The sequence below is a fragment of the Tissierella sp. P1 genome, from assembly GCF_002266425.1.
In the GTDB taxonomy this organism is placed as follows: Bacteria; Bacillota; Clostridia; order Tissierellales; family Tissierellaceae; genus Tissierella; species Tissierella carlieri.
Genome location: NZ_NPMN01000011.1, coordinates 89,981 through 113,634, shown reverse-complemented (window position 1 = coordinate 113,634; position 23,654 = coordinate 89,981). Strand labels below are relative to the sequence as shown.

Annotated in this window: 25 protein-coding genes; all 25 read right to left on the bottom strand. The window is 31.1% G+C overall.

Annotation, left to right across the window (positions count from 1 at the left end):
* Nucleotides 1-209: 209 nt before the first annotated feature.
* Complete coding sequence (gene sigG / locus CIW83_RS10025) at nt 210-983, bottom strand: RNA polymerase sporulation sigma factor SigG (RefSeq protein ID WP_094900767.1); 774 nt, start codon at nt 981-983, stop codon at nt 210-212.
* Between the two features lie 97 nt (nt 984-1,080).
* Nucleotides 1,081-1,791, bottom strand: coding sequence for an RNA polymerase sporulation sigma factor SigE (gene sigE, locus CIW83_RS10020; protein ID WP_094900817.1), 711 nt, complete (start codon nt 1,789-1,791; stop codon nt 1,081-1,083).
* Entirely contained in the window at nt 1,781-2,704 is a 924-nt protein-coding gene (locus tag CIW83_RS10015) for a sigma-E processing peptidase SpoIIGA (protein ID WP_158220085.1), read from the bottom strand. Before CIW83_RS10015 ends, sigE begins: the two co-directional genes overlap by 11 nt.
* 129 nt (nt 2,705-2,833) lie before the next feature.
* Nucleotides 2,834-3,931: a cell division protein FtsZ gene (gene ftsZ, locus CIW83_RS10010; protein ID WP_094900763.1), complete on the bottom strand. Its 1,098-nt coding sequence runs from the start codon at nt 3,929-3,931 to the stop codon at nt 2,834-2,836.
* A 61-nt stretch (nt 3,932-3,992) separates the two neighbouring features.
* Nucleotides 3,993-4,346, bottom strand: coding sequence for a small basic family protein (locus CIW83_RS10005; RefSeq protein ID WP_369819387.1), 354 nt, complete (start codon nt 4,344-4,346; stop codon nt 3,993-3,995).
* Nucleotides 4,339-5,064: a DUF881 domain-containing protein gene (locus tag CIW83_RS10000; RefSeq protein WP_094900759.1), complete on the bottom strand. Its 726-nt coding sequence runs from the start codon at nt 5,062-5,064 to the stop codon at nt 4,339-4,341. Before CIW83_RS10000 ends, CIW83_RS10005 begins: the two co-directional genes overlap by 8 nt.
* Before the next feature lie 11 nt (nt 5,065-5,075).
* A complete protein-coding gene (locus CIW83_RS09995) occupies nt 5,076-5,807 on the bottom strand; it encodes a DUF881 domain-containing protein (RefSeq protein ID WP_094900757.1) in 732 nt (243 codons plus the stop codon).
* Nucleotide 5,808: 1 nt separating this feature from the next.
* Entirely contained in the window at nt 5,809-6,570 is a 762-nt protein-coding gene (locus tag CIW83_RS09990) for a cell division protein FtsQ/DivIB (protein WP_094900755.1), read from the bottom strand.
* 49 nt (nt 6,571-6,619) lie between these two features.
* Nucleotides 6,620-7,873, bottom strand: a complete 1,254-nt coding sequence (gene murA / locus CIW83_RS09985; RefSeq protein ID WP_235601285.1) for a UDP-N-acetylglucosamine 1-carboxyvinyltransferase — start codon at nt 7,871-7,873, stop codon at nt 6,620-6,622.
* Nucleotides 7,874-7,950: 77 nt separating this feature from the next.
* Nucleotides 7,951-9,054, bottom strand: coding sequence for an undecaprenyldiphospho-muramoylpentapeptide beta-N-acetylglucosaminyltransferase (gene murG / locus CIW83_RS09980; RefSeq protein WP_094900751.1), 1,104 nt, complete (start codon nt 9,052-9,054; stop codon nt 7,951-7,953).
* Between the two features lie 5 nt (nt 9,055-9,059).
* Nucleotides 9,060-10,187 carry a putative lipid II flippase FtsW gene (gene ftsW, locus CIW83_RS09975; protein WP_094900749.1) on the bottom strand — a complete coding sequence of 376 codons (1,128 nt, stop codon included), beginning with the start codon at nt 10,185-10,187 and terminating at the stop codon, nt 9,060-9,062.
* Between the two features lies 1 nt (nt 10,188).
* Nucleotides 10,189-11,310, bottom strand: coding sequence for a UDP-N-acetylmuramoyl-L-alanine--D-glutamate ligase (gene murD / locus CIW83_RS09970; protein ID WP_235601287.1), 1,122 nt, complete (start codon nt 11,308-11,310; stop codon nt 10,189-10,191).
* Between the two features lie 53 nt (nt 11,311-11,363).
* Nucleotides 11,364-11,537 (bottom strand): hypothetical protein, encoded by a 174-nt coding sequence (locus tag CIW83_RS23685; RefSeq protein WP_235601284.1) that lies wholly within the window; start codon nt 11,535-11,537, stop codon nt 11,364-11,366.
* A gap of 18 nt (nt 11,538-11,555) precedes the next feature.
* Nucleotides 11,556-12,524, bottom strand: a complete 969-nt coding sequence (mraY, locus tag CIW83_RS09965; protein WP_094900747.1) for a phospho-N-acetylmuramoyl-pentapeptide-transferase — start codon at nt 12,522-12,524, stop codon at nt 11,556-11,558.
* Between the two features lie 33 nt (nt 12,525-12,557).
* On the bottom strand, nt 12,558-14,018 hold the full coding sequence (locus tag CIW83_RS09960; RefSeq protein WP_094900745.1) for a UDP-N-acetylmuramoyl-L-alanyl-D-glutamate--2,6-diaminopimelate ligase: 1,461 nt from the start codon (nt 14,016-14,018) through the stop codon (nt 12,558-12,560).
* A gap of 82 nt (nt 14,019-14,100) precedes the next feature.
* Nucleotides 14,101-16,260 (bottom strand): PASTA domain-containing penicillin-binding protein, encoded by a 2,160-nt coding sequence (locus tag CIW83_RS09955; protein ID WP_094900743.1) that lies wholly within the window; start codon nt 16,258-16,260, stop codon nt 14,101-14,103.
* A 12-nt stretch (nt 16,261-16,272) separates the two neighbouring features.
* Nucleotides 16,273-16,734, bottom strand: a complete 462-nt coding sequence (locus tag CIW83_RS09950; RefSeq protein WP_094900741.1) for a hypothetical protein — start codon at nt 16,732-16,734, stop codon at nt 16,273-16,275.
* Nucleotide 16,735: 1 nt separating this feature from the next.
* Nucleotides 16,736-17,695, bottom strand: a complete 960-nt coding sequence (gene rsmH / locus CIW83_RS09945; RefSeq protein ID WP_094900739.1) for a 16S rRNA (cytosine(1402)-N(4))-methyltransferase RsmH — start codon at nt 17,693-17,695, stop codon at nt 16,736-16,738.
* Nucleotides 17,696-17,709: 14 nt separating this feature from the next.
* The gene (mraZ, locus tag CIW83_RS09940; protein WP_094900815.1) at nt 17,710-18,141 is read right to left on the bottom strand and encodes a division/cell wall cluster transcriptional repressor MraZ; all 432 of its coding nucleotides are present in this window, start codon (nt 18,139-18,141) and stop codon (nt 17,710-17,712) included.
* Between the two features lie 199 nt (nt 18,142-18,340).
* Entirely contained in the window at nt 18,341-19,081 is a 741-nt protein-coding gene (lgt, locus tag CIW83_RS09935; protein ID WP_094900737.1) for a prolipoprotein diacylglyceryl transferase, read from the bottom strand.
* A gap of 63 nt (nt 19,082-19,144) precedes the next feature.
* A complete protein-coding gene (yfmH, locus tag CIW83_RS09930; protein WP_201259779.1) occupies nt 19,145-20,434 on the bottom strand; it encodes an EF-P 5-aminopentanol modification-associated protein YfmH in 1,290 nt (429 codons plus the stop codon).
* Between the two features lie 49 nt (nt 20,435-20,483).
* Nucleotides 20,484-21,755: an EF-P 5-aminopentanol modification-associated protein YfmF gene (gene yfmF, locus CIW83_RS09925; RefSeq protein ID WP_094900735.1), complete on the bottom strand. Its 1,272-nt coding sequence runs from the start codon at nt 21,753-21,755 to the stop codon at nt 20,484-20,486.
* Between the two features lie 125 nt (nt 21,756-21,880).
* A complete protein-coding gene (locus CIW83_RS09920) occupies nt 21,881-22,333 on the bottom strand; it encodes a YhcN/YlaJ family sporulation lipoprotein (protein ID WP_158220084.1) in 453 nt (150 codons plus the stop codon).
* Nucleotides 22,334-22,406: 73 nt separating this feature from the next.
* A complete protein-coding gene (deoC, locus tag CIW83_RS09915; RefSeq protein WP_094900731.1) occupies nt 22,407-23,057 on the bottom strand; it encodes a deoxyribose-phosphate aldolase in 651 nt (216 codons plus the stop codon).
* Between the two features lie 16 nt (nt 23,058-23,073).
* A complete protein-coding gene (gene pduL, locus CIW83_RS09910) occupies nt 23,074-23,646 on the bottom strand; it encodes a phosphate propanoyltransferase (RefSeq protein ID WP_094900729.1) in 573 nt (190 codons plus the stop codon).
* Between the last annotated feature and the right edge of the window lie 8 nt (nt 23,647-23,654).

Here is a 23,654-nt window from a genome sequence, read left to right as displayed (position 1 = left end):
AAAATATGACTATAATTTGCTGAGATAAGACAAATCATAAAAAGATTCTATCAAAATATTGATAGAATCTTTTTTGCATCGTATTTAAGGTAAAAAATAAGACCTTTCTTTAAGTTATAAAAGCGATTCTCTAACTCTAAGTTGATGAAATATCAAACCTTCTGCTATCAGGTCCTATTTTTATGATTTATATATAGTTTATTATGGTGCTAGACATATTTTCTCATTTGTCTTAAAGCATTTTTCTCAAGCCTTGATACTTGTGCTTGGGAAATACCAATTTCTTCAGCTACCTCCATTTGAGTTTTTCCTTCGTAAAACCTTAAATTCAATATTTGTTTTTCCCTATTATTTAATTTACCCATGGCTTCCCTAAGTGCTATTTCCCTCAACCATATTTCATCTTCGGCCTTCTCATCCTTTACTTGATCCATAACAAATATGGCATCACCGCTATCATGAAATATTGGTTCAAATAGAGAAACTGGTTCCTGTATTGCCTCAAGAGCAAATACTACATCTTCTTTTGGTAAATTTAACTCTTCCGCTATCTCATATATAGTCGGCTCTTTAGAATTTTTATTAATTAATTGTTCTCTTGCATTCAAAGCCTTATATGCGATATCACGAAGTGATCTAGAAACTCTAATTGAATTGTTATCTCTTAAGTATCTTCTTATCTCTCCTATAATCATAGGCACAGCATAGGTAGAGAATCGTACATTTTGGCTTAAATCAAAATTATCTATAGCTTTTATTAAACCAATACAGCCTACCTGGAATAAATCATCAACATGTTCTCCTCTTCTATTAAATCTTTGGATAATGCTAAGTACTAGTCTTAAATTTCCCTGAATAAATTCTTCCCTTGCTTTTAAATCTCCTGCTTTTATTTTAATAAATAATTTTTGCATTTGCTCATTAGTTAGTACTGGAAGTTTTGAAGTATTTACTCCACATATCTCTACTTTAGATATATGCATTTATTTTCATCCTTTCATGCTGTATTGCCCCTTTCGTATAAAATTATTGCCTCTAATATTATTTTTATTCATAAAATAATATTAGAGGCTAACCAATTTACATCAACTTTACCATTTCTTTCCTAAGTCTTTTAATTATCCTTTTTTCTAGTCGTGATATATATGATTGAGAAATCCCTAACAAGTCAGCTACTTCCTTTTGGGTTTTTTCTTTTCCATTATAAAGACCAAATCTCATCTCTATTATAGCTTTTTCTCTGCTAGATAACCTATCTATTGCTTGTTTGAGAAGAGTTTTATCTACTTCCATCTCTATATCCTTAAATATTACATCTCCATCTGTACCAAGAATATCAGATAGTAAAAGTTCATTACCATCCCAATCAATATTTAAAGGTTCATCTAGAGATATTTCAGATTTCATTTTGCTAGTTCGCCTTAAATACATTAAGATTTCATTTTCTATGCACTTAGATGCATATGTCGCTAGCTTTATATTTTTATCTGGATCAAAAGTATTTACAGCTTTAATTAATCCTATTGTACCTATTGAAATAAGATCTTCAATCGATATCTTTGTATTTTCAAATTTTCTTGCTATATATACTACTAATCTCAAGTTTCTTTCAATAAGAATTCCTTTAACACTTTCATCTGTTTTAAGTAATGATAAATAATATTCTTCCTCTTCAGGTTTTAGTGGAGGAGGTAATACCTCTCCACTACCTATATAATAAACTCCTTTAACTAGATTTAACTTACTTAATACCTTATATAAAAGCTTATGTAATTTCATCTTAATTTTCATTAACACATAAATCCCCCCTGTTTAATATCCTTAAATTTAACAAACCACTATATTGATTATCCGCAGAAAGCCTACCATTGAATACCCCTATTAATAAATCATCATGGGTTGCGATGAAATCGCCATTTGAAATCGTTATATAATCTGGTTTAAATCCTATTAAAATTCCATTTTTTGAGCCAACTGATTTAAATGGGATAATTCGAATTGTGATTTCTTCTTTCAAAGCTTCCATCATCTTCTCAACAACAGTGAAATCATCTTCCTTATTTTCTTCAAAAGTTTCTCTTATGAATTTAGGCAGTAAATTATTTATAACCTCATACTCCACAACGAAAACTGGTAATTTAGATAATGGCTCAATTAATGAATTACCTGTATCTGTTAATGCTGTAAAAGATGATTTTTCATTATTTAAATGAACTGTTACACTTAACAGCTCTTTTTCTTTAGATAATTTTTCTTGGTAATAATGTACCATATTCTTAATCATGATTCCTCCTAATACTACACCTAATATTATATATTTTATAGGAAATCTACCTCCCAGATAATCAGGCTTAAATAATACATTATAATAATTATTAGTAAAATAATAAAAACCAATACTTGCTCCTGCAAAAATAAAAGATATAACATAAAAGGCAGATAATTGCTTTATATATAAAACTAGAGATTTAGAGTTGTATGCAAGTTTTACTATTATAAAAGATATTACTATTTTCATATAAAAGTTTGCAAGAAAACTTAAAGACGGAAAAAATAAAGCAAAAGGATATAAAGCAGTTATAGTAGAAGTAATAAAAATTCTGCCTTTAGTCGTTTTGGTCCTAGTAATTATCTTTGTACTTTGTAATATAGCGTAATTTATTATGAAATTTTCGATAAATAGATACTCTGCTATTATATACAAAGGAATACCTCCTTTGATTTATTTTATTCTCTAATTAAGATTATAGGACATAAAATGTAAAATTTTTGTCACTTTATGAGCAAATAAAAAAACGTATCTCGTCAATAAGATACGTTTTTCTTGCTTTTATTATAATTCTTTTTTATCTCTTCTCCTAAGAAAAATTGGAATATCTAATTCTTCATTATCAAGAGTAGGTGCTGCCTCATTTCCCGCAGCTCTATTAGCATTAATATCATTTACTCCTGATTTTGTAGTATTTATATCTTTGGATAACATGTCAAATCCTGTAGCAATAACAGTTATTTTAATTTCATCCTTTAGGCTTTCATCTATTCCTGCACCAAATATTATATTTGCATCTTTATCTACAGATGCCCTAATTAGATCTGCAGCTTCATTAACTTCAAAAATACCTAAATCTTCCCCACCTGTAATATTCAATAATACAGATTTTGCCCCTTCTATAGAAGTTTCTAACAGAGGAGATTTTATTGCTTGCTTCGCAGCCTCTGTAGCTCTGTTATCACCTGAAGCCATGCCTATACCCATATGCGCAATACCTTTATCCTGCATTATTGTTTTAACATCTGCAAAGTCCAAATTTATAAGATTTGGAACTGCTATCAAATCTGATATCCCTTGGATACCTTCTTTAAGTACCTCGTCTGCCATCACAAATGCTTCAACCATAGTAGTCTTTTTATCTGAAACCTGAAGCAATCTATCATTTGGTATTGTAACTAAAGTATCTACTTTAGACTTTAATTCTTCTATTCCTTGCTCGGCATGTTTTAATCTTCTAGGCCCTTCAAATGTAAAGGGCTTTGTAACTACACCTACAGTAAGAATGCCTAATTCCTTAGCTATTTCTGCTACAATAGGCGCTGCTCCTGTTCCAGTCCCACCACCCATTCCTGCAGTTATAAATATCATATCAGCACCTTTAATAGCTTCCATTATATCATTTCTATTTTCTTCCGCAGCCTTTGCCCCAATATCTGGATTAGCACCAGCACCTAATCCTCTAGTCAATTTCTCTCCTAATTGAAGCTTTACCTCTGCCTTTGAAGAATATAAAGCTTGTCTATCTGTATTTAAAGCTATAAAATCAATACCTCTAACTCCATGTTCAACCATTCTATTAACTGCATTGTTTCCACCACCACCAACGCCAATAACTTTTATTTTAGCAAATTGATCTACATCAACATCAAAATCAAACATATTTTTTCCCCCTTATCTTATTGTAGATAATCCTATATTTAATATAGTTTCAATACATCAATTAATTAGATTCCTTCCTTTTGAATAGCAGAATCCTTCTAATTTGTGCAAAGTTTTCAAATAGTCGTCCTCCAAAAGTAAATATAGCTGCATAATATAGAGGAACTCCAAGTCTATCACCTAAATAAGCAAGAAACGCTGCTAAAGCTGCATTTCCAAAAAAACCTGAAATAAATATATTTATATTAAAGTTTTTTTCCAAATTAGACCTTATACCGCCAAACACCGAATCTAAACAAGCTAATATCGCTACTGATATATAAAGTGAGTAGGATGTATTATAAGTATATGGCAACACAAAGCCTATTATAGCCCCTATTAAAATTCCAATTAGTGCAAAAAACAAATTAATCACCCTCCCCTAATTTTTTGGCGTATTTAAAATTAAATGCTCTCGTAAAACCAGGAATTGTTATTGAATCCTGTATTTCTGGTTCAAAACCTATTTGATATACATTTTTTAGTATATCACCATAAGTTCCAGGTGCATTGACAGCAGCATATAGTAGCTTTGGATCACCAATAGCTTTAATAACAAAAGGAGTCGCTGAACTTCTGCCATTTATTCTAATAGTAGGACCACCACATTTTATTTCTGATGTAGCAAGTACCATTTCGCCATTGATGCTTATAGCCTCTGCTCCTGCTATTCTCAAATCATTTATTATATTTAATATGTCTACATCATGAATAACATCATCATTAATATCAAATCCTACAACCGTTTCCTCTGGATTATCATACATAGTAATAACAACTCCTGGACCCTTCAGATCCGTTCGACCAGAATGTATTTTATTGTATTTAATTTGTTCTAATAGAATATCTATTATATTATCGTCACCTTTTGCAATGTTTTCCAGCAGCTCTAATTCCTCTTCTTTCATCTTAATTAATTTATTTAATTCAGAAATTTCATTATTGATTGAGATGATTTCAGCTTTTGTTGCTTGTAATGATTTAAGAGTTACTGGAGCATACGTCTCAAGTTTCATTTTTATTTGAGTAGCTATAAAAATACCTATTATAATACTAAATAAGGTTAGGATGACTCTAGGATTATTGTTTTTCATAATAATCACCCCTATTGATTTATATTTTCTTCAACTGGACTTGAATATATAAATTCCTTGATTTTTCTATATTTGGGTATAGTAATATTAGATTCTTGGTTTACTTGAACAAGATAATCATAAGATCTTAAATGTGTAACTATTCCACCTTTAAGATTTAATGCTGATTCCAATGTCTCTGGCTTTCCAATGGCTTTAATAACAATTGGAACACTAGTAGATACTCCATTTATTTCAATATGATTTCCTGCCTTTTCTATTTCTGTAAAAGCTGTATATCTTTGATCATTAATAGATATAGCTTCAGCATCAGCTGCATTTAAAACTGATATTACTTGAAGTACTAATTCTAATTCATCTATAATACTATATCCTTCACCAAATTCAAGATCTACAGGCGGATCATTTATCTCCATTACAATTCCAGGTCCTTCTAAGTCTAAATATCCTGCAAGCATTCTATATTTCATTGTATCATTATATAGATTTTCTGCATACACATTTTTATCTACTTCACTCATTTCATATTGCTTTATTTTAGTTTCCAGTTCTTCAATTCTTTTGGCTTGGGATTCTCTTTCGTTTTGAGCCTTCTTAAGTTCCACAGCTAATTGCTGCGCCCTCTGTGTAGGTAAAACTCCTTCACCAACAGTTTTATTTATGGTTTTAAACTGGATGGATAAAATAACCCCCAAAAAAATCGATACTAATGTTAATGCAATATATTCCTTAGCTTTTTTCATTTTACCCCTCCCCTTCTTCATCAAGTACAACTATAGGATTATCTCCTCTGTCCATTAAAATCATCTTACATGGTATTTGGTCTTTCTCAATATTCTTTAATATTTCATTTAAGTAGTTCAATTTATATTTTACATTATCAAGGGTACCAAAGGCAACAGAAATACCATCAATTAGTCTTATATTAACATTGTTATTATCTACCATGTTAATTTCTTTCATTTTTGGCAATAATCCAATAGCATGTCCTTCAGATATAAACTCAATATTATCCTTAATTTCTGATTCTAAAAATATATTATCTCCTGGTTTCTTATCTTCTATTTTCACACCTAACAATAGTGGTAATTTTTCATTTTGAATATCTACAATATCTAGTATATACCCCTCAATATCAAGCAATATAAAAGAGGAAATTTCTTTTATCTGTATTATTTCTTTACGTTCTATAATATCAATAATAATTCCTTTTGGAAACTTTCTTTTTATCTTTACTTCCTTTATATATGGTAAATTCATTAAACCTCGTTTTCCCGACTTAGTGCTTACTTTAAATATATTTTCTCCAATATTTATAGATGATGCACTAATTATATTATCTTTTGGGATTTTATTATTCCCTATTACTTTTATATTATCTATAACAAAAAAATCAGAATTAAGAGCTAGTGCAAATACTAATAAAATTAAAGATATTAATAATACAAATCGAAAAAAGAACCTTCTTCTTCTCATTTTTCTTTCCACACGGGAAATCTTTTTCATTGTCTTCACCCCTAGGCCTGTCCTTCTAAATAACTAGCAGCAAAAGCTGCTAATTACTCTTGATAATATCTGCACCTAATTTTTGTAACATTAAATGAAGATCTTCATATCCTCTCTCTATGTGATGAATATTATAAACTTCTGTAGTTCCTCTTGCAACAAGTCCTGCCAAAGTTAAAGCAGCTCCCCCCCTTAAATCCTTAGCTGTTGTCTTAGCACCTGTTAGTTCCTTTACTCCACTGATAACTGCAACTCTCCCAAAGGTTTTTATATTTGCCCCCATTCTAGTAAGCTCTTCAGCATGCTTAAATCTATTCTCAAATACTGTTTCAGAGATTATACTAGTTCCATTAGCTATTGATAAAAGAGCCATCATTTGAGCTTGCATATCGGTTGGAAATCCAGGATAAGGAAGGGTTTGTAACATTTCAATGGGGTTTATTCTCCTCGGTCCTGTCACCTTCATAGAAGTACCATTACTATATATCATAACACCTGCTTCCTTCATCTTTGCTATAATTCCAATAACATGGTCTACAATAACATTATTAATTATTATATCTCCTCCAGTTATTGCTGCCGCAGTCATAATTGTTCCCGTTACAATCCTATCAGATATTATGCTATGTGTTACATCTCTGAGATCTTTTACACCTTCTATTGTAATAACAGATGTCCCTGCTCCAGAAATTCTTGCCCCAGATTTATTTAAGTAATTCTGCAAATCAATTATTTCTGGCTCTCTAGCTGCATTTCTAATTATTGTTGTACCTTCTGCCGTCACTCCAGCTAAAATTATATTTTCCGTAGCTCCTACAGAAGGATAATCTAGTTGTATATCTGCACCTTTAAGCCCCTCTGTCTTACAGTACAAATGTCCATGAGACTCTTCGATTTCTGCCCCCATATTTCTTAAAGCTTTAAGGTGTAAATCTATAGGTCTCGGACCAATTTCACAACCACCTGGATAAGAAATAATAACCTCACCAGTTCTCGCCAACATAGCACCCATAAAGATAATGGATGATCTCATTTCTCTAACTAACTCTTCCGGAACTATTATTTGATTCAGTGGCTTAGAATCAATTACCATTGTACTCCCTGTTCCATCAACAGCACAACCTAATGCTATCAGTATCTCTTTCATTATTTCAACATCTCTAAGATTAGGGATATTCGATATAATACTCTTATTTCCGCCTATAACTGTTGCTGCTAATATTGGTAACACAGCATTTTTAGCACCCGAAATTGAAATTTCACCTGTTAATCTATTCCCACCATTAATAATATACTTTTCCACCAAATCACCTCCATGTATGCTCATAATTAAGTATATATGACCATATTATGCATGGATGAAAATGGGGTTACATATTATTATTTGACAATTGTATTTATGAGTTCAACTATTCTTTCTGATGCATCAATTTTCCCAAGCTTTTTACTTTTACTTGCCATTTGTGCTAATCTTTCTTTATCTTGAATTACACTATATATAATATCATTTAATGTATTCTCTTTTATATCCTTCTCAAGAACTAATATAGAAGCCCCCTTATTTTCAAAGGCTCTAGCATTAAATTCTTGATGATTCTCAGCGGTATATGATTTTGGTATCAAAATACTTGGAACTCCCACAGCGGAAATTTCAGCCAAAGTAATAGCTCCTGAGCTAGTAACCACAAGTGTTGCAATATTAATGGCTTCAGGTATTTGATATAAATAGGGAAATACTCTAATATTCTTATTTAAATTAATATTATCCTTTTTTAATCTGTCTATGAATTCATCATAAAATCTTTTACCTGTTACATGTATTATCTGTATATCTCCCTTTCCCATAGATTCCTTTATGAAATAATACATTGCGTCATTTAAAGTTTTTTGTCCTCCACTACCTCCGAAAGATAAAACAAAAGGAATATTTTTATCTATATCTAACACTTTATATGCTTCTTCTTTATTTATTTCAAGAATTTCTTTGCGAATTGGGTTTCCAGTATTTAAAACTCTATCAGGATATTTAAAATATTTTTTTGCTTCGTCAAAAGTTACAGCAACTTTATCAACATATCTTGATAATATTTTATTTGTAATACCAGGAAAAGCATTTTGTTCATGTATTAATGCAGGTATTTTTTTCTTTTTTGCCATATATACCACTGGTCCACATACATATCCGCCAGTACCTATTACTACATTTGGTCTAAAATCTTTTATTATTTTTTTTGCGTCATTGATTCCATGAATTAATTCCTTAATAGCTATAAGTGATTCTTTGTTTATTTTTCTAGGCATTCCCTTCACTCTTATAGTTCTAAATTGAAATCCTTCCTTTGGAACTAGCTCTGATTCTAAACCTTTTTCTGTTCCAACATAAAGAATTTCTGCATTTTTATCTTTACGTTTTATTTCTTTTGCAATGGCTAAAGCAGGATAGATATGCCCTCCAGTGCCTCCACCTGTAATCAAATACTTCATAATCTTCAGCTCCTATCTAAATTTGCATGCCTTGAAATGTTCAGTAATATTCCTATGGCAGACATATAAATCATCAAGGAAGTACCTCCATAAGAAACGAAAGGTAGCGTAATTCCTGTAGTAGGTATAGACGATGTTACTACTGCTATATGAATTAAAGATTGAACTGTCACTAAAGCTGTAATTCCTGATGCTAAGAAGCATCCAAAACTATCATCTATACTAAGTGCGATACGTATTCCCCTCCAAATAATTAACATCAATATTAGAATAACAGTTAAAGTACCTAGAAAACCTAATTCTTCCCCTATAATTGAAAATATAAAATCATTGTAGGACTCAGGTATATATGAAAATTTTTGTCTGCTTTTCCCTAATCCTAAACCAAATAATCCACCTGAACCTAGAGCATATAAAGATTGTACCGCTTGCCAGCCAATATCAAGTTTATAAGCAAAAGGATCTCTAAATGCAGTTATTCTATTTCGTCTATATGCATTATCTGGTCCTGATAATACTAAAAATCCCAGACCTACTGCCCCTACGCCCATAAAAATCAAATGATATAAATTCATCCCAGCTATAAAGAACATACTCATTAAAGTACCTGCTAAGGTAATAGTAGTGCCTAAATCTTTTTGCACATATATAAAACCACAGGATATACCTATAATGATTAAAGCAGGTATTGTTCCTTGTTTTAAAGTTCTTATATGTTCCTTCTTATTTGAAAGAAAGTTTGCAAAATAGATAATAGAACCAATTTTTATAGCATCAGAAGGCATAAAAGTTGTAAATCCCAAATTAATCCATCTTCTAGCACCTTTTGCTTCTTTTCCTAGTGGTGAAAATATTAAAGCACCAGAAATCAAAGCTAGTAAGTATACCCAAAATGAATACTTCTTCCAAATTTTATAATCAATATTCATACAAATTATCATTCCCACTAGGCCTACAGATGCAGCTATTATTTGTTTCTTTAAAAAGTGATAACCATCTCCAAAGTCCTGCATAGCCTCTGGCCAGGATGAACTAAATACCATGATTATACCAATAAATACTAAAATTAAAGCTCCCATAAGCAAACTAAAATCAACAGCTTTTTTCTTTTTCACTGATTTCCCTTTTGCCATTTTAATCCTCCTTTAGACCATAAACGGCATCCTTAAAATCTTGACCTCTTTCTTCAAAGTTACTGTACATATCCCAAGATGCACAAGCAGGAGATAATAAAATATTATCCTTCCTTTGACCAAGGTCATAGGCTAATTTAACTGCTTCATGCATATTTTCTACTAAATGTATATTATTAAATCCGCAAGTTAAAGCAGTTTCTTTAATTTTTTCCTTAGTTTCTCCTAAAAGTATTAGATCTTTAACCTTTCCATTAAAAGATTTAATTAATTCATCGAATTCAGATCCCTTATCATACCCACCTGCTATTAATATTATTGGACTATTTATAGCTTCTATTGCTTTAATAGTTGAATCAGGATTTGTTCCTTTAGAATCATTATAAAAAGACATTTCATCTATAGTCTCTACATATTCTATTCTATGTTCTAATCCTTTAAACTCTGATAAAACTTTTGCTATTATTTCTACGTCTATGCCCATAGCCCATCCTACTGCAATACTTGCTAGTGCATTTTCTAATATTATTTTAAGGTCTTTGTGTGGTAGGGCTTTTATAATGGTTTCTCCATCTTTTATAACTATATAGTCACCATCAATATATACACCATTATCTAATTTATGATTTACACTAAACCAAATAATATTTGAATTAACTTCCTCTTCCATTTCTCTAAGAGTCTTATCATCATAATTTAATACTGTATAATCAGATTCATCTTGATTTTTAAATATCTTTTTCTTAGCACTAATATAATTATTTAATGAACCATGCCAATTTAAGTGGTCTGGTGTAATATTAGTTATAAGGCTTACTCTTGGTTTAAAATATATAGTATTTTCTAATTGAAAGCTACTGGCTTCTATTACAAAAACATCTTCTTTTTCTGCATTCACCATATTCCATAGAATACCAACACCGATATTCCCTGCAACATATGTATTGTAATCAGCCTTCTTAAAAATTTCACCTATTAAAGCCGTAGTAGTTGTTTTTCCATTAGTACCTGTTATGGTTATTATCCTATCTGTAGGAGAAATCCTATATGCAAGTTCAATATCTGTTGTTATTTCAATATTTCTTAGCTGAGCCTTTAGTAAAATAGGAGCTGTTGGTGGAATACCAGGACTTTTAACTATTAAATCAATATCCTCTAAAGGTATATCATTAGTATTTAAATGTTTTTCAACATATATATCTTTATATTATCAAAAAAATCCTTCAATTCCTCTTTAGTTTTAGAATCAGATACTACAATATTTGCTCCCAATCTATGAAGAGCTTTTACAGTAGACAATCCAGAGACACCAAGTCCAAGAACTAAAACCCTTTTATTTTTCAAGTACATAAAACCAGCTCACTTTCCTTAAATTAAACTTAAAATTCCAATCAAACAAAGAATTACTGTGGCAGTCCAAAACACTGCTACTACTTTAGTTTCTTTCCAGCCTTTTTGCTCATAATGGTGATGTAGCGGTGCCATCAAAAATACTCTTTTCCCAGTTAATTTAAAAGATGCTACTTGTATAATTACCGATAAAGTCTCTATAAAATAAACTCCACCTACTATTGGTATTACAAGGGGAATATTTAATAGTATGGCTATGGCTGACGACTGCCAACCTCCTAAGGCTAATGATCCAGTATCTCCCATAAATACCTTCGCCGGATGTGCATTATGTATCAAAAATCCCAGACATGCTCCTGCCAATGCAGTTGAAAATATGGAGATGCTTCCCATACCCCAATTTAATGCAATAAGTCCAAAAAAGGATAATATTATTAATGTGACACCAGATGCTAATCCATCTAAGCCATCAGTTAAGTTTACTGCATTTACAGTAGCTACTACTACAAAAGCAATAAATGGAATATAAAGAGGACCTAAATCTAAATATTGATTGTTCAAGAAAGGTACAATCAGTTTAGTGCCTAAAATAGATGTAGATGATTGATAAACTGCCAGTACAGTAGCTAACATTACTTGCCCTATTAATTTTTGATAAGCTCGAAGTCCTAATGATCTTCTTTTAACTACTTTTATGTAGTCATCAATAAATCCAATTAAACCAAAACCAAAAGTAGATATTAACAGAATATACATATCCTTATTCATCATACCTGATGTCAATACTGTAATGACTAAAGCTATAAAAATAATAATTCCACCCATAGTAGGGGTTCCAGATTTTTTTAAATGGGTTTGTGGTCCATCATCTCTAACACTTTGCCCTATTTTCAGTCTTCTTAATAATGGAATCATTATTGGACCCAGAATAAGAGTAATCAAAAAAGAAATGGAAATTGTTCTAAAAATATCTATATATTCAATCATTTATTTTCTCCTCTCAAGTATCTAATCCAAGTCTTAATTATTCTTTGAATGTAAATAATCAAGAACAATTTGTCTTTCATCACAGGGATTAAGTTTTTCCCTTAATAAGGTATAAGTTTCATGCCCCTTTCCAGCTAGCAATATTATATCTTTAGGTCTAGCATTATCTATCGCATATTTTATGGCTTCTATTCTATCAACTATTTTTATATATTTTCCATTTGCTTTTCTTGTACCAACCAAAACATCTTCAATTATCATCTCTGGGTCCTCATACCTTGGATTATCTGATGTAACTATAAATAAATCTGCATGACGTCCTACAGTTTCTCCCATTTCTGGCCTTTTAGTCTTGTCTCTATTGCCACCTGCCCCGAATACAACTATTTTTCTACCTTCTGCAAATTCATCAATGACAGTAAGTACCTTATCTAGAGCATCTGCAGTATGGGCAAAATCAATAATAACCGTATAATCAGTATTTGTAGGCACAACCTCGAATCTTCCCTTTATCTCTTCAACTGCTTCTAGCCCCTTTTTAATAATTTCTAAAGGAATTTCATATGAATATGCACAAGCTGCTGCTGCCAATGCATTATATACACTAAACTCTCCTGGTACATTCAGAAGTACATTAGTTTTACCCTTAGGAGTATTTAAAGTAAATCTGACTTTAGATAATGTAAATTCTATATCAGATGCAAAAACATCTGACTTTTCCTTTATTCCATATGTTAGTAAAGGCACCCTTTCCCCTACTATTTCAACAATCTTCTTTCCATAATCGTCATCTATATTTATTATATTAGCTTTATCTGTTTTATAGAAAAGCTTTAATTTACTATTAAAATATTTTTCCATTGTTTCATGATAATCTAAATGATCTTTAGTAAGATTAGTAAATAATCCTATTTGAAAATCCATATACTCTACTCTTTTAAGTTCTAAAGAATGAGATGAAACTTCCATAATACAAGTATCTGTTTCTATATCTGCCATTTTCTTTAATAAATCATGAATAATTAAGGCATTTGGCGTAGTATTATCAATTTTTATATTTTCATCTCCAATAACTGCTCCAATAGTTCCAATAATCCCTACTTTTTTATTGTTTTCCTCTAATATGCTTTTAATAAAATAAGTGATAGATGTCTTGCCATTAGTTCCCGTTATACCTATCATCTGCAGATTCTTCCATGGCTCTTCATGAAAGATACCAGAAAATTTTGCCAGTGCATCTATTGAATTTTCCACCTTAATTACTGTAATATCCTCATCAATAGATACTTGCTTCTCTACTACTACTCCTACAGCTCCATTTTCTATTGCCTTGTCAATGTAATCATGTCCATCTACAGTAAATCCTTTTTCTGCAATAAATAGGTTCCCTTTTTGTATTTTCCTTGAATCATTTTCAACTCCAGTTATATTTATGTCTAGTTTTCCTTTAATTAACTCAAATTCATAGTCTCTTGTAATATACTTTAGATTCATAATGCACCTACTTTCTTTTATCCTATATGAAAATATTAACTAAAAGGCAACTTCATTTAAGTTGCCTCTAATTATATTACTCTTATGTCTCACCAAATTCAACCTCTATTTTTGTATTGATAGGTATCTCTTCACCAGGTATTGGATTTTGAGTCTTGGCTTTTCCTTCTCCCTTTAGCTCATAATTTAGATTTAACTCATCAAGAATTTTAATTACATCTTCCTTATCTTTTCCAATAAGATAAGGCATTATGATTCGTTTTCCTGCTTTTTCATTTACATATAAATCTACTATTGAGCCTTTTTGAACTTCTGTATTTGGTAATGGAAATTGATCTATTACAACTGAATCAGAGGTTAAGTTTAAATATTCAGTTGTATACTTTAGTCCTTTCTCAGTGAAAATCTTTCCTGCATCACCAATCTTCATATTTCTCGCATCTGGTACTATTACCTTTTCAATAATTTGCCCTTTCTCATCTTCTGTAAAAACTGGTGTAACTTCGAGATAGTTCAAAGTCTCTTCTAACACAGTCTTAGCTATAGGTGCTGCTATAGTTCCCCCATAATATTGCCCAACAGGTTCATCTACTACAACCAATATTGCCACTTGAGGGTTATCTGCTGGAGCTACACCAACAAAAGAGCCAATATACTTACCTGGTGCATATCTACCATCAATAATCTTCTGAGCAGTACCTGTTTTTCCACCTACTCTAAATCCTGGAATATATGCCTTAGTTCCTGTACCTTCACTAACTACATTTTCTAACATTTCCATTATAGTCTTAGAAGTTGATTCTGATATAACCTTTCTTTTTATTTCTGGCTCAAATGTTTCAACAATTTTTCCTTCATCATCTATTAACTCTTTTACAAGTCTAGGCTTCATTAAATTACCACCATTAGCAATGGAAGATACTGCATTAATTAACTGTAAAGGAGTAACTGCTATACCATGACCATAGGACATTGTAGCCAAATTTACTTCCTTTATGCTATCTGTACTAGCTGGTATAATGCCTCCCTGTTCTCCATTTAAATCTATATCTGTGGTTTCACCAAATCCAAAAGCTTTTATGTATTTATATAATAATTCTTTCCCTACTTTTCTACCTAAATCAACAAAAGCTACGTTACAGGAATTGTTCATTGCCTCTATAAATGTCTGATCTCCATGAGGATTATACCATCTAGCACATCTTAATAATACACCTTTTATATCTCTAACAAACCCATTACAATAAAAGTGAGAATTCAGGTTAGCAATATTCTCTTCAATGGCAGCAGCTGCAGTGATTACCTTGAATGTAGATCCTGGTTCATAGGCATCATTGATAGCAAAATTTCTCCACATATCATACCAACGTTTTTGGAGCTCTTCCTGTGGCAATGCTTCCCATTCCTTTTTAGTTTCTTCATTTAATGGTATTCTTGGATTATTAGGATCATAATCCGGCTTAGAAGACATTGCTAAAACATCTCCTGTTTTTGGTTCCATCAATATGATAGAAACATTCTTAGCACCTGTAACTATTACAGCTTCTTCAGCTGCCTTATCTGCAAAATGTTGTATTGTCTCATCTATAGTTAAAACAACTGACAGTCCATCTGATGCTTCATATATCTTTTCACCATCAAAAGGTAATTGTCTACTTGCTGCATCTGTAGTTTTTACCCATTTTCCTGGTGTACCAGTCAAGTATTTGTCATAAGTCCTTTCAATTCCATATAATCCATTATTGTCAATATCAGTAAAACCTAATACAAAAGAAGCAAAATTTCCATATGGATAATATCTTCTATTATCATCAACTATTTCTATACCAGGTAATTTTAACTTTCTCAACTCTGCGGCTTCTTCTCTAGTTATCCACTGCTTTAGTTTTTCAGTTCCTATCTTTTTAGTAATCTTAGTATATACAACTTCCTCATCTAGGCCTAAAACTCTCGCCACTTCTTTTGCGGTTTTATGAGCATCTTTTATATCAGGCGGACTAGCCCATACTGTAGATGCTGTTATACTTACTGCTAACTTTTTGCCTTTCCTATCATAAATAACTCCACGTTTTGATTTTATAGTTATTCCTTTGGTCCACTGTTCTAATGCACCTTTCTTCAGTTCTTCACCTTTTACTATCTGTAAGTAACCTAATCTTCCAATCAAAAGTATAGAAACCATAACTACTACACCAAAAACAAATAATAATCTTTTCTTAGATGAATAACTGGGTTTTGCCAAAGCAACTACCTCCTAAAACAAGTTTGTAACCATGCTAAATACCTTTCTTATTTGCTTTCCAATACTATTTTTTTCCACATGTTCCGCTTTATTGTCATTTATTGAAACGTATACTATCTGTCCCTCAGTTGGATAATTCATGCCTAATTTTGTAACTGCATCCTCTGCAATTTTTACTGAGGATTTTATTCCTTCAAGATCAGCTACTAAATCTAATTTTACCTTCTCAAGCTCTACTTTCTGCCTTTCTAAATTAGTTATTTCTTGTCTCACTGCTGTTATATTTGCATATCGAAATAATATAGATAAAGCTATCCCTAAGATTACCATAGGTATACTCATAATTGTCAGCTTTGCAAGGCTATTATTTTTCTTCTTCTTTTTTTCTTGTATTTTCCTTGTTTTCTTTCTTGGTTTCTCTTTGACTTCTAGTGCTTCTGTAGGGTAATAACTAAGCTCTTTCGCTACTAACAATTTATTCTCCCCCTTTTCTATTTAGAACATTAAGTTTCTCAGCTATCCTAAGCTTAGCTGATCTAGACCTAGGATTTATAGTTATTTCTTCTTCGCTTGGTATTATTGGTTTTCTAGTAATAATTTCTATCTCTCTAGTTTTCTGACATACACATTTTGGTAAATGTGGTGGACAAATACAGTCAAGATATAATTCCTTAAATCCTTCTTTTACAATTCTATCTTCTAAAGAATGAAAAGTAATAATAGCTAATCTACCATTTGGATTTAAAAGGTTCACCATCTTAGGAATTGATTCTATTAAAACATCTAGCTCTCTATTTACTTCTATGCGAATAGCTTGAAATGTTTTCTTAGCTGGGTGATGTCCATCTTTCCTTACTTCCTTTGGTATTGCTTTCTTAATAGCTGACACTAGCTGAAGTGTTGTGTCAATAGATTTTTCTTTCCTTTCTTCAACAATAAACTTGGCTATCCTTCTAGCCCATCTATCTTCACCGTAATTCCAGATGATTTTTTCCAATTCTTCTTCAGAATACTTATTTACTACATCCCAAGCAGAAAAAGAACTTGTCTCATCCATTCTCATATCTAATGGTGCATCTTTATTATGGGAAAACCCTCTGCTTTCTTCATCTAACTGATGTGATGACACACCTAAGTCTAAAAGAATTCCATCTACTTTTTCAATCCCTAAATCACTTAATACTTCATATATATTTTCATAGTTATTGTGAATTAATATTACCTTGTCACTATATTCTTTAAGTACTTTACTTGCTTTTTTTAATGCATTTAAATCTTGATCTATTCCTATTAACTTTCCTGTAGTTAATCTCTTCACAATCTCAGCTGAATGACCAGCGCCTCCTAAAGTTCCATCTACATATATTCCATCTTCTTTTATATTTAATCCATCTAATACTTCATTCAATAAAACTGATATATGCTCGAATTTCATACAATCTCCCCCAGTTATATCCCTAACTCAGCCATCTTCTCTGCTATACTATCATAAGATAAATTATCATCATCATTGTAAGCATCCCATTCTTCCTTGCTCCAAATCTCTATCCTAGTAGATACACCTATAACTACAGCATCTTTATCTAATCTGGAATGTTCCCTAAGATTAGCTGGTATAAGAACTCTCCCTTGCTTATCTAAAGCACCTTCACTAGCTCCTGCAAAGAAGAACCTAATGAATGCTCTCGCATCACGGTTGGTAAGTGGTAATGTTTTAAGTTTTTCTTCTAAAACAGCCCATTCATTTTTAGGATATACAAAGAGGCAATTATCAAGTCCTTTAGTCATAACAAATTCTTCTCCTAATTCTTCTCTGAATTTAGAAGGCATTATTATTCTTCCTTTAGTATCTAAAGTATGTTGATATTCACCAATAAACATACCAATCACTCACTTACTGTATATTTCTTACCACTTTCCACCACTTTCTACCACTATATATACTATTCTACACTAAATTAAAAAATCCTTCCACCCTTTTTTGAAAAAAAACAATTTAGTACTTTAGTCATAGTTCTCTATTTTTCGACATTACAGAGTAAAATGACATAAAAAAACTGCTGGCATTTTTTACCAACAGTTAAAATTTATTCTTTATATTTTTTCTTATTCTATAAAATATATACATTGGAATAACAATTCCTATTACACTTACAAGCTGCGCAACTCTAATTGGTCCAAACATTAGGCTATCCGTTCTAAGTCCTTCTATAAAAAATCTAATAAATGAATATAAGGATAAATATAATAGAAAAACTTCTCCTTTAACTTTTTGTTTATTCTTTCCATACCATAGAAGGAACAAAAAAACTAAGAAATTCCAAATGGATTCATAAAGGAAAGTAGGATGTACCTTTACTCCATTTACCATAATTCCCCAAGGTAAATTTGTAGGACCACCATGGGCTTCTTGATTTATAAAATTTCCCCATCGCCCTATTGCCTGAGCTAGTATTAAGCTAGGAGCACATACATCTGCAATTGTCCAAAAATCTATTTTGCGAATTCTGGTAAAAATAATGGCTACAATAATAGCAGTGATTATGGCTCCATGTATTGCCAATCCCCCATTTCTAATATTTAATGCTTCTATAGGATTATACTTATACATATCCCAACTAAATACTACATAATACAATCTCGCACCTACTAAACATAAAGGAACTTCCCATATTAGGAAATCCAGTAAAGTTTCTTCATCAAGTCCAACTCTTTTAGCTTCTCGAATAGCAAGTATAGTACCTATTAGTACCCCTGTAGCAATTAAAATACCATACCATCTAATTTCAAGTCCAAAAATCTGAAATGCAATTGGATCCATAATAAAACCACCTTTCAAAATACTTCATTGGACTAGTATATCACAAATTAAGATTGATTTCTATTATCTCAAGGGATTTATTATGGACAAGACAGAATTATCTTTTGTAAAATGATTGTTAAATCTCTCAACTATATCTTTATATTCAATAGACTCCAAGATATCTAAATAATCTATTAATAAGAAATCATCGAAATACAAAGAGATAAATGTATTTGCAATAAATTCAACAGAATTCAGCCCCATTAGGAACTCTCCCATACTTTTCTTCTTTATACGATTGAAATCCTCTTCTAATAAAATTGAAGTTATTTCTTTTTCAAAGAACAACATGATTCTATTATATACCTCTTTGGGATCCTTTGATTCACCTACAATCATAGAATGTCCATAGGATTTTTTCCCTGTATAATATGCTCCAAAACTACTATCAATAAGCCCTTCTTCATACATATCATTATAAAATACAGAGCTAGATCCAAATAACATATCAAGTATAAAATTTGTAATAAAATCTTTTCTAACTCGCTTTTCTCCCTCTAGCTCATTATTTGTATCCTTAAATCCAATATAAAACAAAGGGCTAGACGTCATCATGCTTTCTTCAATAAACTTTTCTCTTACTTCTTTAGGTTCCTCTGGAAAAACTCTATTGATTTTTTCTACTTCCTTATAATCCTTTCTCTCTGATTCATCTATTACTTTGATTATCTCATCAAAGGATAGATCGCCTACGATAAATATAACCATATTGGTTGGACTATAGAATGTGTCATAGCATTTATAAAGTAGTTCCTTGTTTATATTTTGGATACTTTCCACAGTTCCAGCTATATCTATTTTTACTGGATTCTCATTATACATTGCACCTAGGCAATTAAAAAATACCCTCCAACTTGGATTATCTCTATACATATTTATTTCTTGGGCAATAATTCCCTTTTCTTTTTCTACATTTTCATCAGTAAAATATGGATGCTGTACAAACTCTACTAATAGGGCCAGATTATCATAAAAGTTTTCAGTAGATGAAAACAAATATGCTGTTTGAGTAAAATTAGTATAAGCGTTAACATTTGCTCCTAATCTGGAGAATTTATCAAAAATATTTTGTTCAGGCTCTTCAAAAAGTTTATGTTCTAAAAAATGTGCAATGCCTTCAGGCACTTCTACTGTTTCTTTTTCTCCTATTGGTGTAAATACATTATCAATGCTACCATAATCAGTGGCAAATATTGCATATTGTTTTGTATATCCTTCCTTTGGCATAAAATAAACTTTTAAGCCAGATTTCATCTTTTTATAATAAAGTTTTTCTCTTATTTTTTCGTTTTCGTATATTTTGATATCCAACTTATATACCTCCTTCTATTTTTAGGCTGTTTTAGTATCTATGTCATTTCTAAGCTTTTGAATTTTTCATGAAGTATATAGTATCAAGAACAACCTTCGACATAGCTTCTGTTATCTCTTCTCTACTAACACTATCAATATCTCTTAAGATTTCTTCCAAAGATCTACTATCTTCAGATAATATTTGACTAAAGAAATATTCCGATATAAGAAAAATACTATCTCTAATAGATTCCGTTGAAGATTTTATGGATTTTTTTGATACCTCTATATCTTCGTCAGTAAAGTTTCCATGTTTCATTTCTTCTAACTGCTCTTTTACAATATCTATTGTTTTTTCAAAATTATTAAATTCAATACCACCATCTATTAACATAATGGATTTATATTTATAAATAGTAGAAGTAATATAATAAGCTAAACTTTCCTTTTCTCTTACATTTCTAAATAATTTAGAATTTGGCCCCCCACCTAGAATATCACTTGCTACTATAAGGCCATTATATAATCTATCCTCATAGGGAATTCCCGTTCTGTAACCCAGTACTAATTTCCCTTGAGTTACATCTAAATCTTCATGCACCATATTTTTAGTTTGAACTCCTGATATAATTTGTTCCCTTGGTATAGTGATAACGCTATCTCTTTCTACTTTTTCTATATTTTTAATATACTCTATTAATTTTTCATCATATTCCCCAACATAAAATATTTCTATAGGAGATGTATTAATTACATTTTGATAATGCTTATACAATATGCCTTCGTCTATATTTTCCAAATCATCTATATTACCTAACGGAAAAATACTAAACTTTTCATTTCTGCACATTTCTTCTATACATCTATCTAGGGCATAAGATCTTTTATCATTTATTCTTCCTTCAATTTTATGTCTCAAATTTTCTTTTTCTTGTTCAACATAATCTCTTCTAAAATATCCTTTTTCCAAAGCTGGATTATAAATAATAGATTTCAAGAGATTAATTACTTCATAAATATAATCTCCATCACCTACATAATCACCATTAACAGTCTCTACAGTAAATCTAAGAACATGCTTCTCGCCTCTTTTATTAATAGCTATACTTAGGCTTGCTCCATAGGTTTCTTCTAGCTTTCTTTGTATCTTTAAGTTTGTATCATATTCAGCTGTACCTCTCTTAAGGACTAAGGGCAGTAAAGCATTTTTGGTAACCTCCTCCTTAGACAAGGGTCTTAAAAAATAATAACTAAGTAAATTAGATTTAAATTTATCTGTTCTTATTAAGTTTAGATATATCCCATTTCCAATTTTGATTCTTTCTGATTTTAGTGTCAAATTGATTCCTCCTTCTCATATATTATTTTACTATACCCAAAATTAAATTTGTTACTTATATTAATATTATGTATTTAATAAAAAAATACAAAAAACCCAATCTTTCCAATTGGGTTTCAGATTTATTATTTGTTTTTTTCAATCATTTTACTAATTTCACCAACATGTTTATCATAGGGTGAACCATTCAATAGATCACTTATAATCTGTACAATCTGAAAAAAAGTCTTTTCATCATTAGATATTAATACTTCTTTAATCCCTGCATCCTTTTCCATGACTAAGCTATTAATTAAGTCTTTAGTATCTTCTGTAAGCACTGTATCATGTGCCATGATTACAGAAACCAGCGCTGTATCGTTGAAGATAATAGTTGCTGCATCATCTATACCAAAAAGTTCAACTACATAATCCGCCAAATCTTCTGACCTATCTATTATTATCTTATCTTCGATTGATACTTCTACTGCTGTATCCTCCGGCTCCTCTATCTCAACTATTTCTTCGTCTTTAACAGCCTTACAGCCAATTTGTAAAAACAACATTAAAGCTAATATAAATAATAAATATCTTTTCAATTTATCCCTCCTCTTATTATAGTTTTTCATAATTTTCAAATTTTATAACAAGAAAAGGAAAATATTTATTTTTTTAGATTTCTTTTGCTATTTTAACACCAGAGCTAGTTCCCAATCTAGTAGCACCTGCTTCTATCATTTTCTTTGCGGACTCCAAATCTCTAACTCCTCCAGATGCCTTAACTTCTAATTTATCTCCTACTACAGATTTCATCAACCTTACATCTTCTACAGTTGCACCGCCTGTGGAGAATCCCGTTGATGTTTTCACAAAATCAGCTCCTGCTTCCATAGAAAATTCACAGGCCTTAATTTTTTCTTCATCAGTAAGAAGGCATGTCTCTATTATTACTTTTACTATTGCTTTACCTCTAGATGATTCCACCACAGCTTTTATATCATCTTTAACAGTTTTATAATCTTTTATCTTTAAAGCTCCTATATTAATTACCATATCTATTTCATCAGCACCATTGTTTATTGCATCTATAGCTTCAAAAGCTTTAACCTCTTTTGTATTGGCACCTAATGGAAATCCTACAACAGTCGCCACTTTTACATTTGAATTCTTTAAAATATCCTTACAAAATTTTACATAATAAGGATTTACACATACAGCAGCAAAATTATTTTCCATTGCTTCTTTACATAAAGTTTCAATCATATCTTTTGTGGCTTCTGGCTTCAATACAGTATGATCTATCATTCCTAATATATTTACCATTATGTCACCTCCAAAGTTATTTGACTAACTCCACCAAATCCCCATTCTTTATTCCTGATGCATTTCCTTCTTCTACATCAACATGCATTTCAAGAGCAAAATCTTCAGATACTCTAACTAATACATTATTAAATACTAAACCTCTTTCTCCACCTACTTTTATACTTACTATATCTTTATCTGCTACCCCAAATTCTTCTCCATCACTTGTGTGCATATGAATATGCCTTGCTGCTACTATGATGCCTTCTGATATTTCGACCTCACCTTTTGGACCAATAAGTTTTGCCCCTGGAGTACCTTTAATATCACCAGAATTTCTAACCATTGGTTTTACACCTAATGCAAAGGCATCTGATATTGATAACTCAAATTGAGTGTTTGATCTAACTGGTCCTAATATTCTTACGCCCTTTAATATGCCTTTCGGTCCTACAACGTCAACCTTTTCATCACAGGCATATTGCCCTGGTTGAGATAAGTCTTTCATCTTTGTCAATTGATATCCTTCTCCAAATAAAATATCTAAATCTTTCTGACTTAAATGTATATGTTTATTTGATAAAGCTATTGGTAATTGTGTTCTCATTTTTCTTC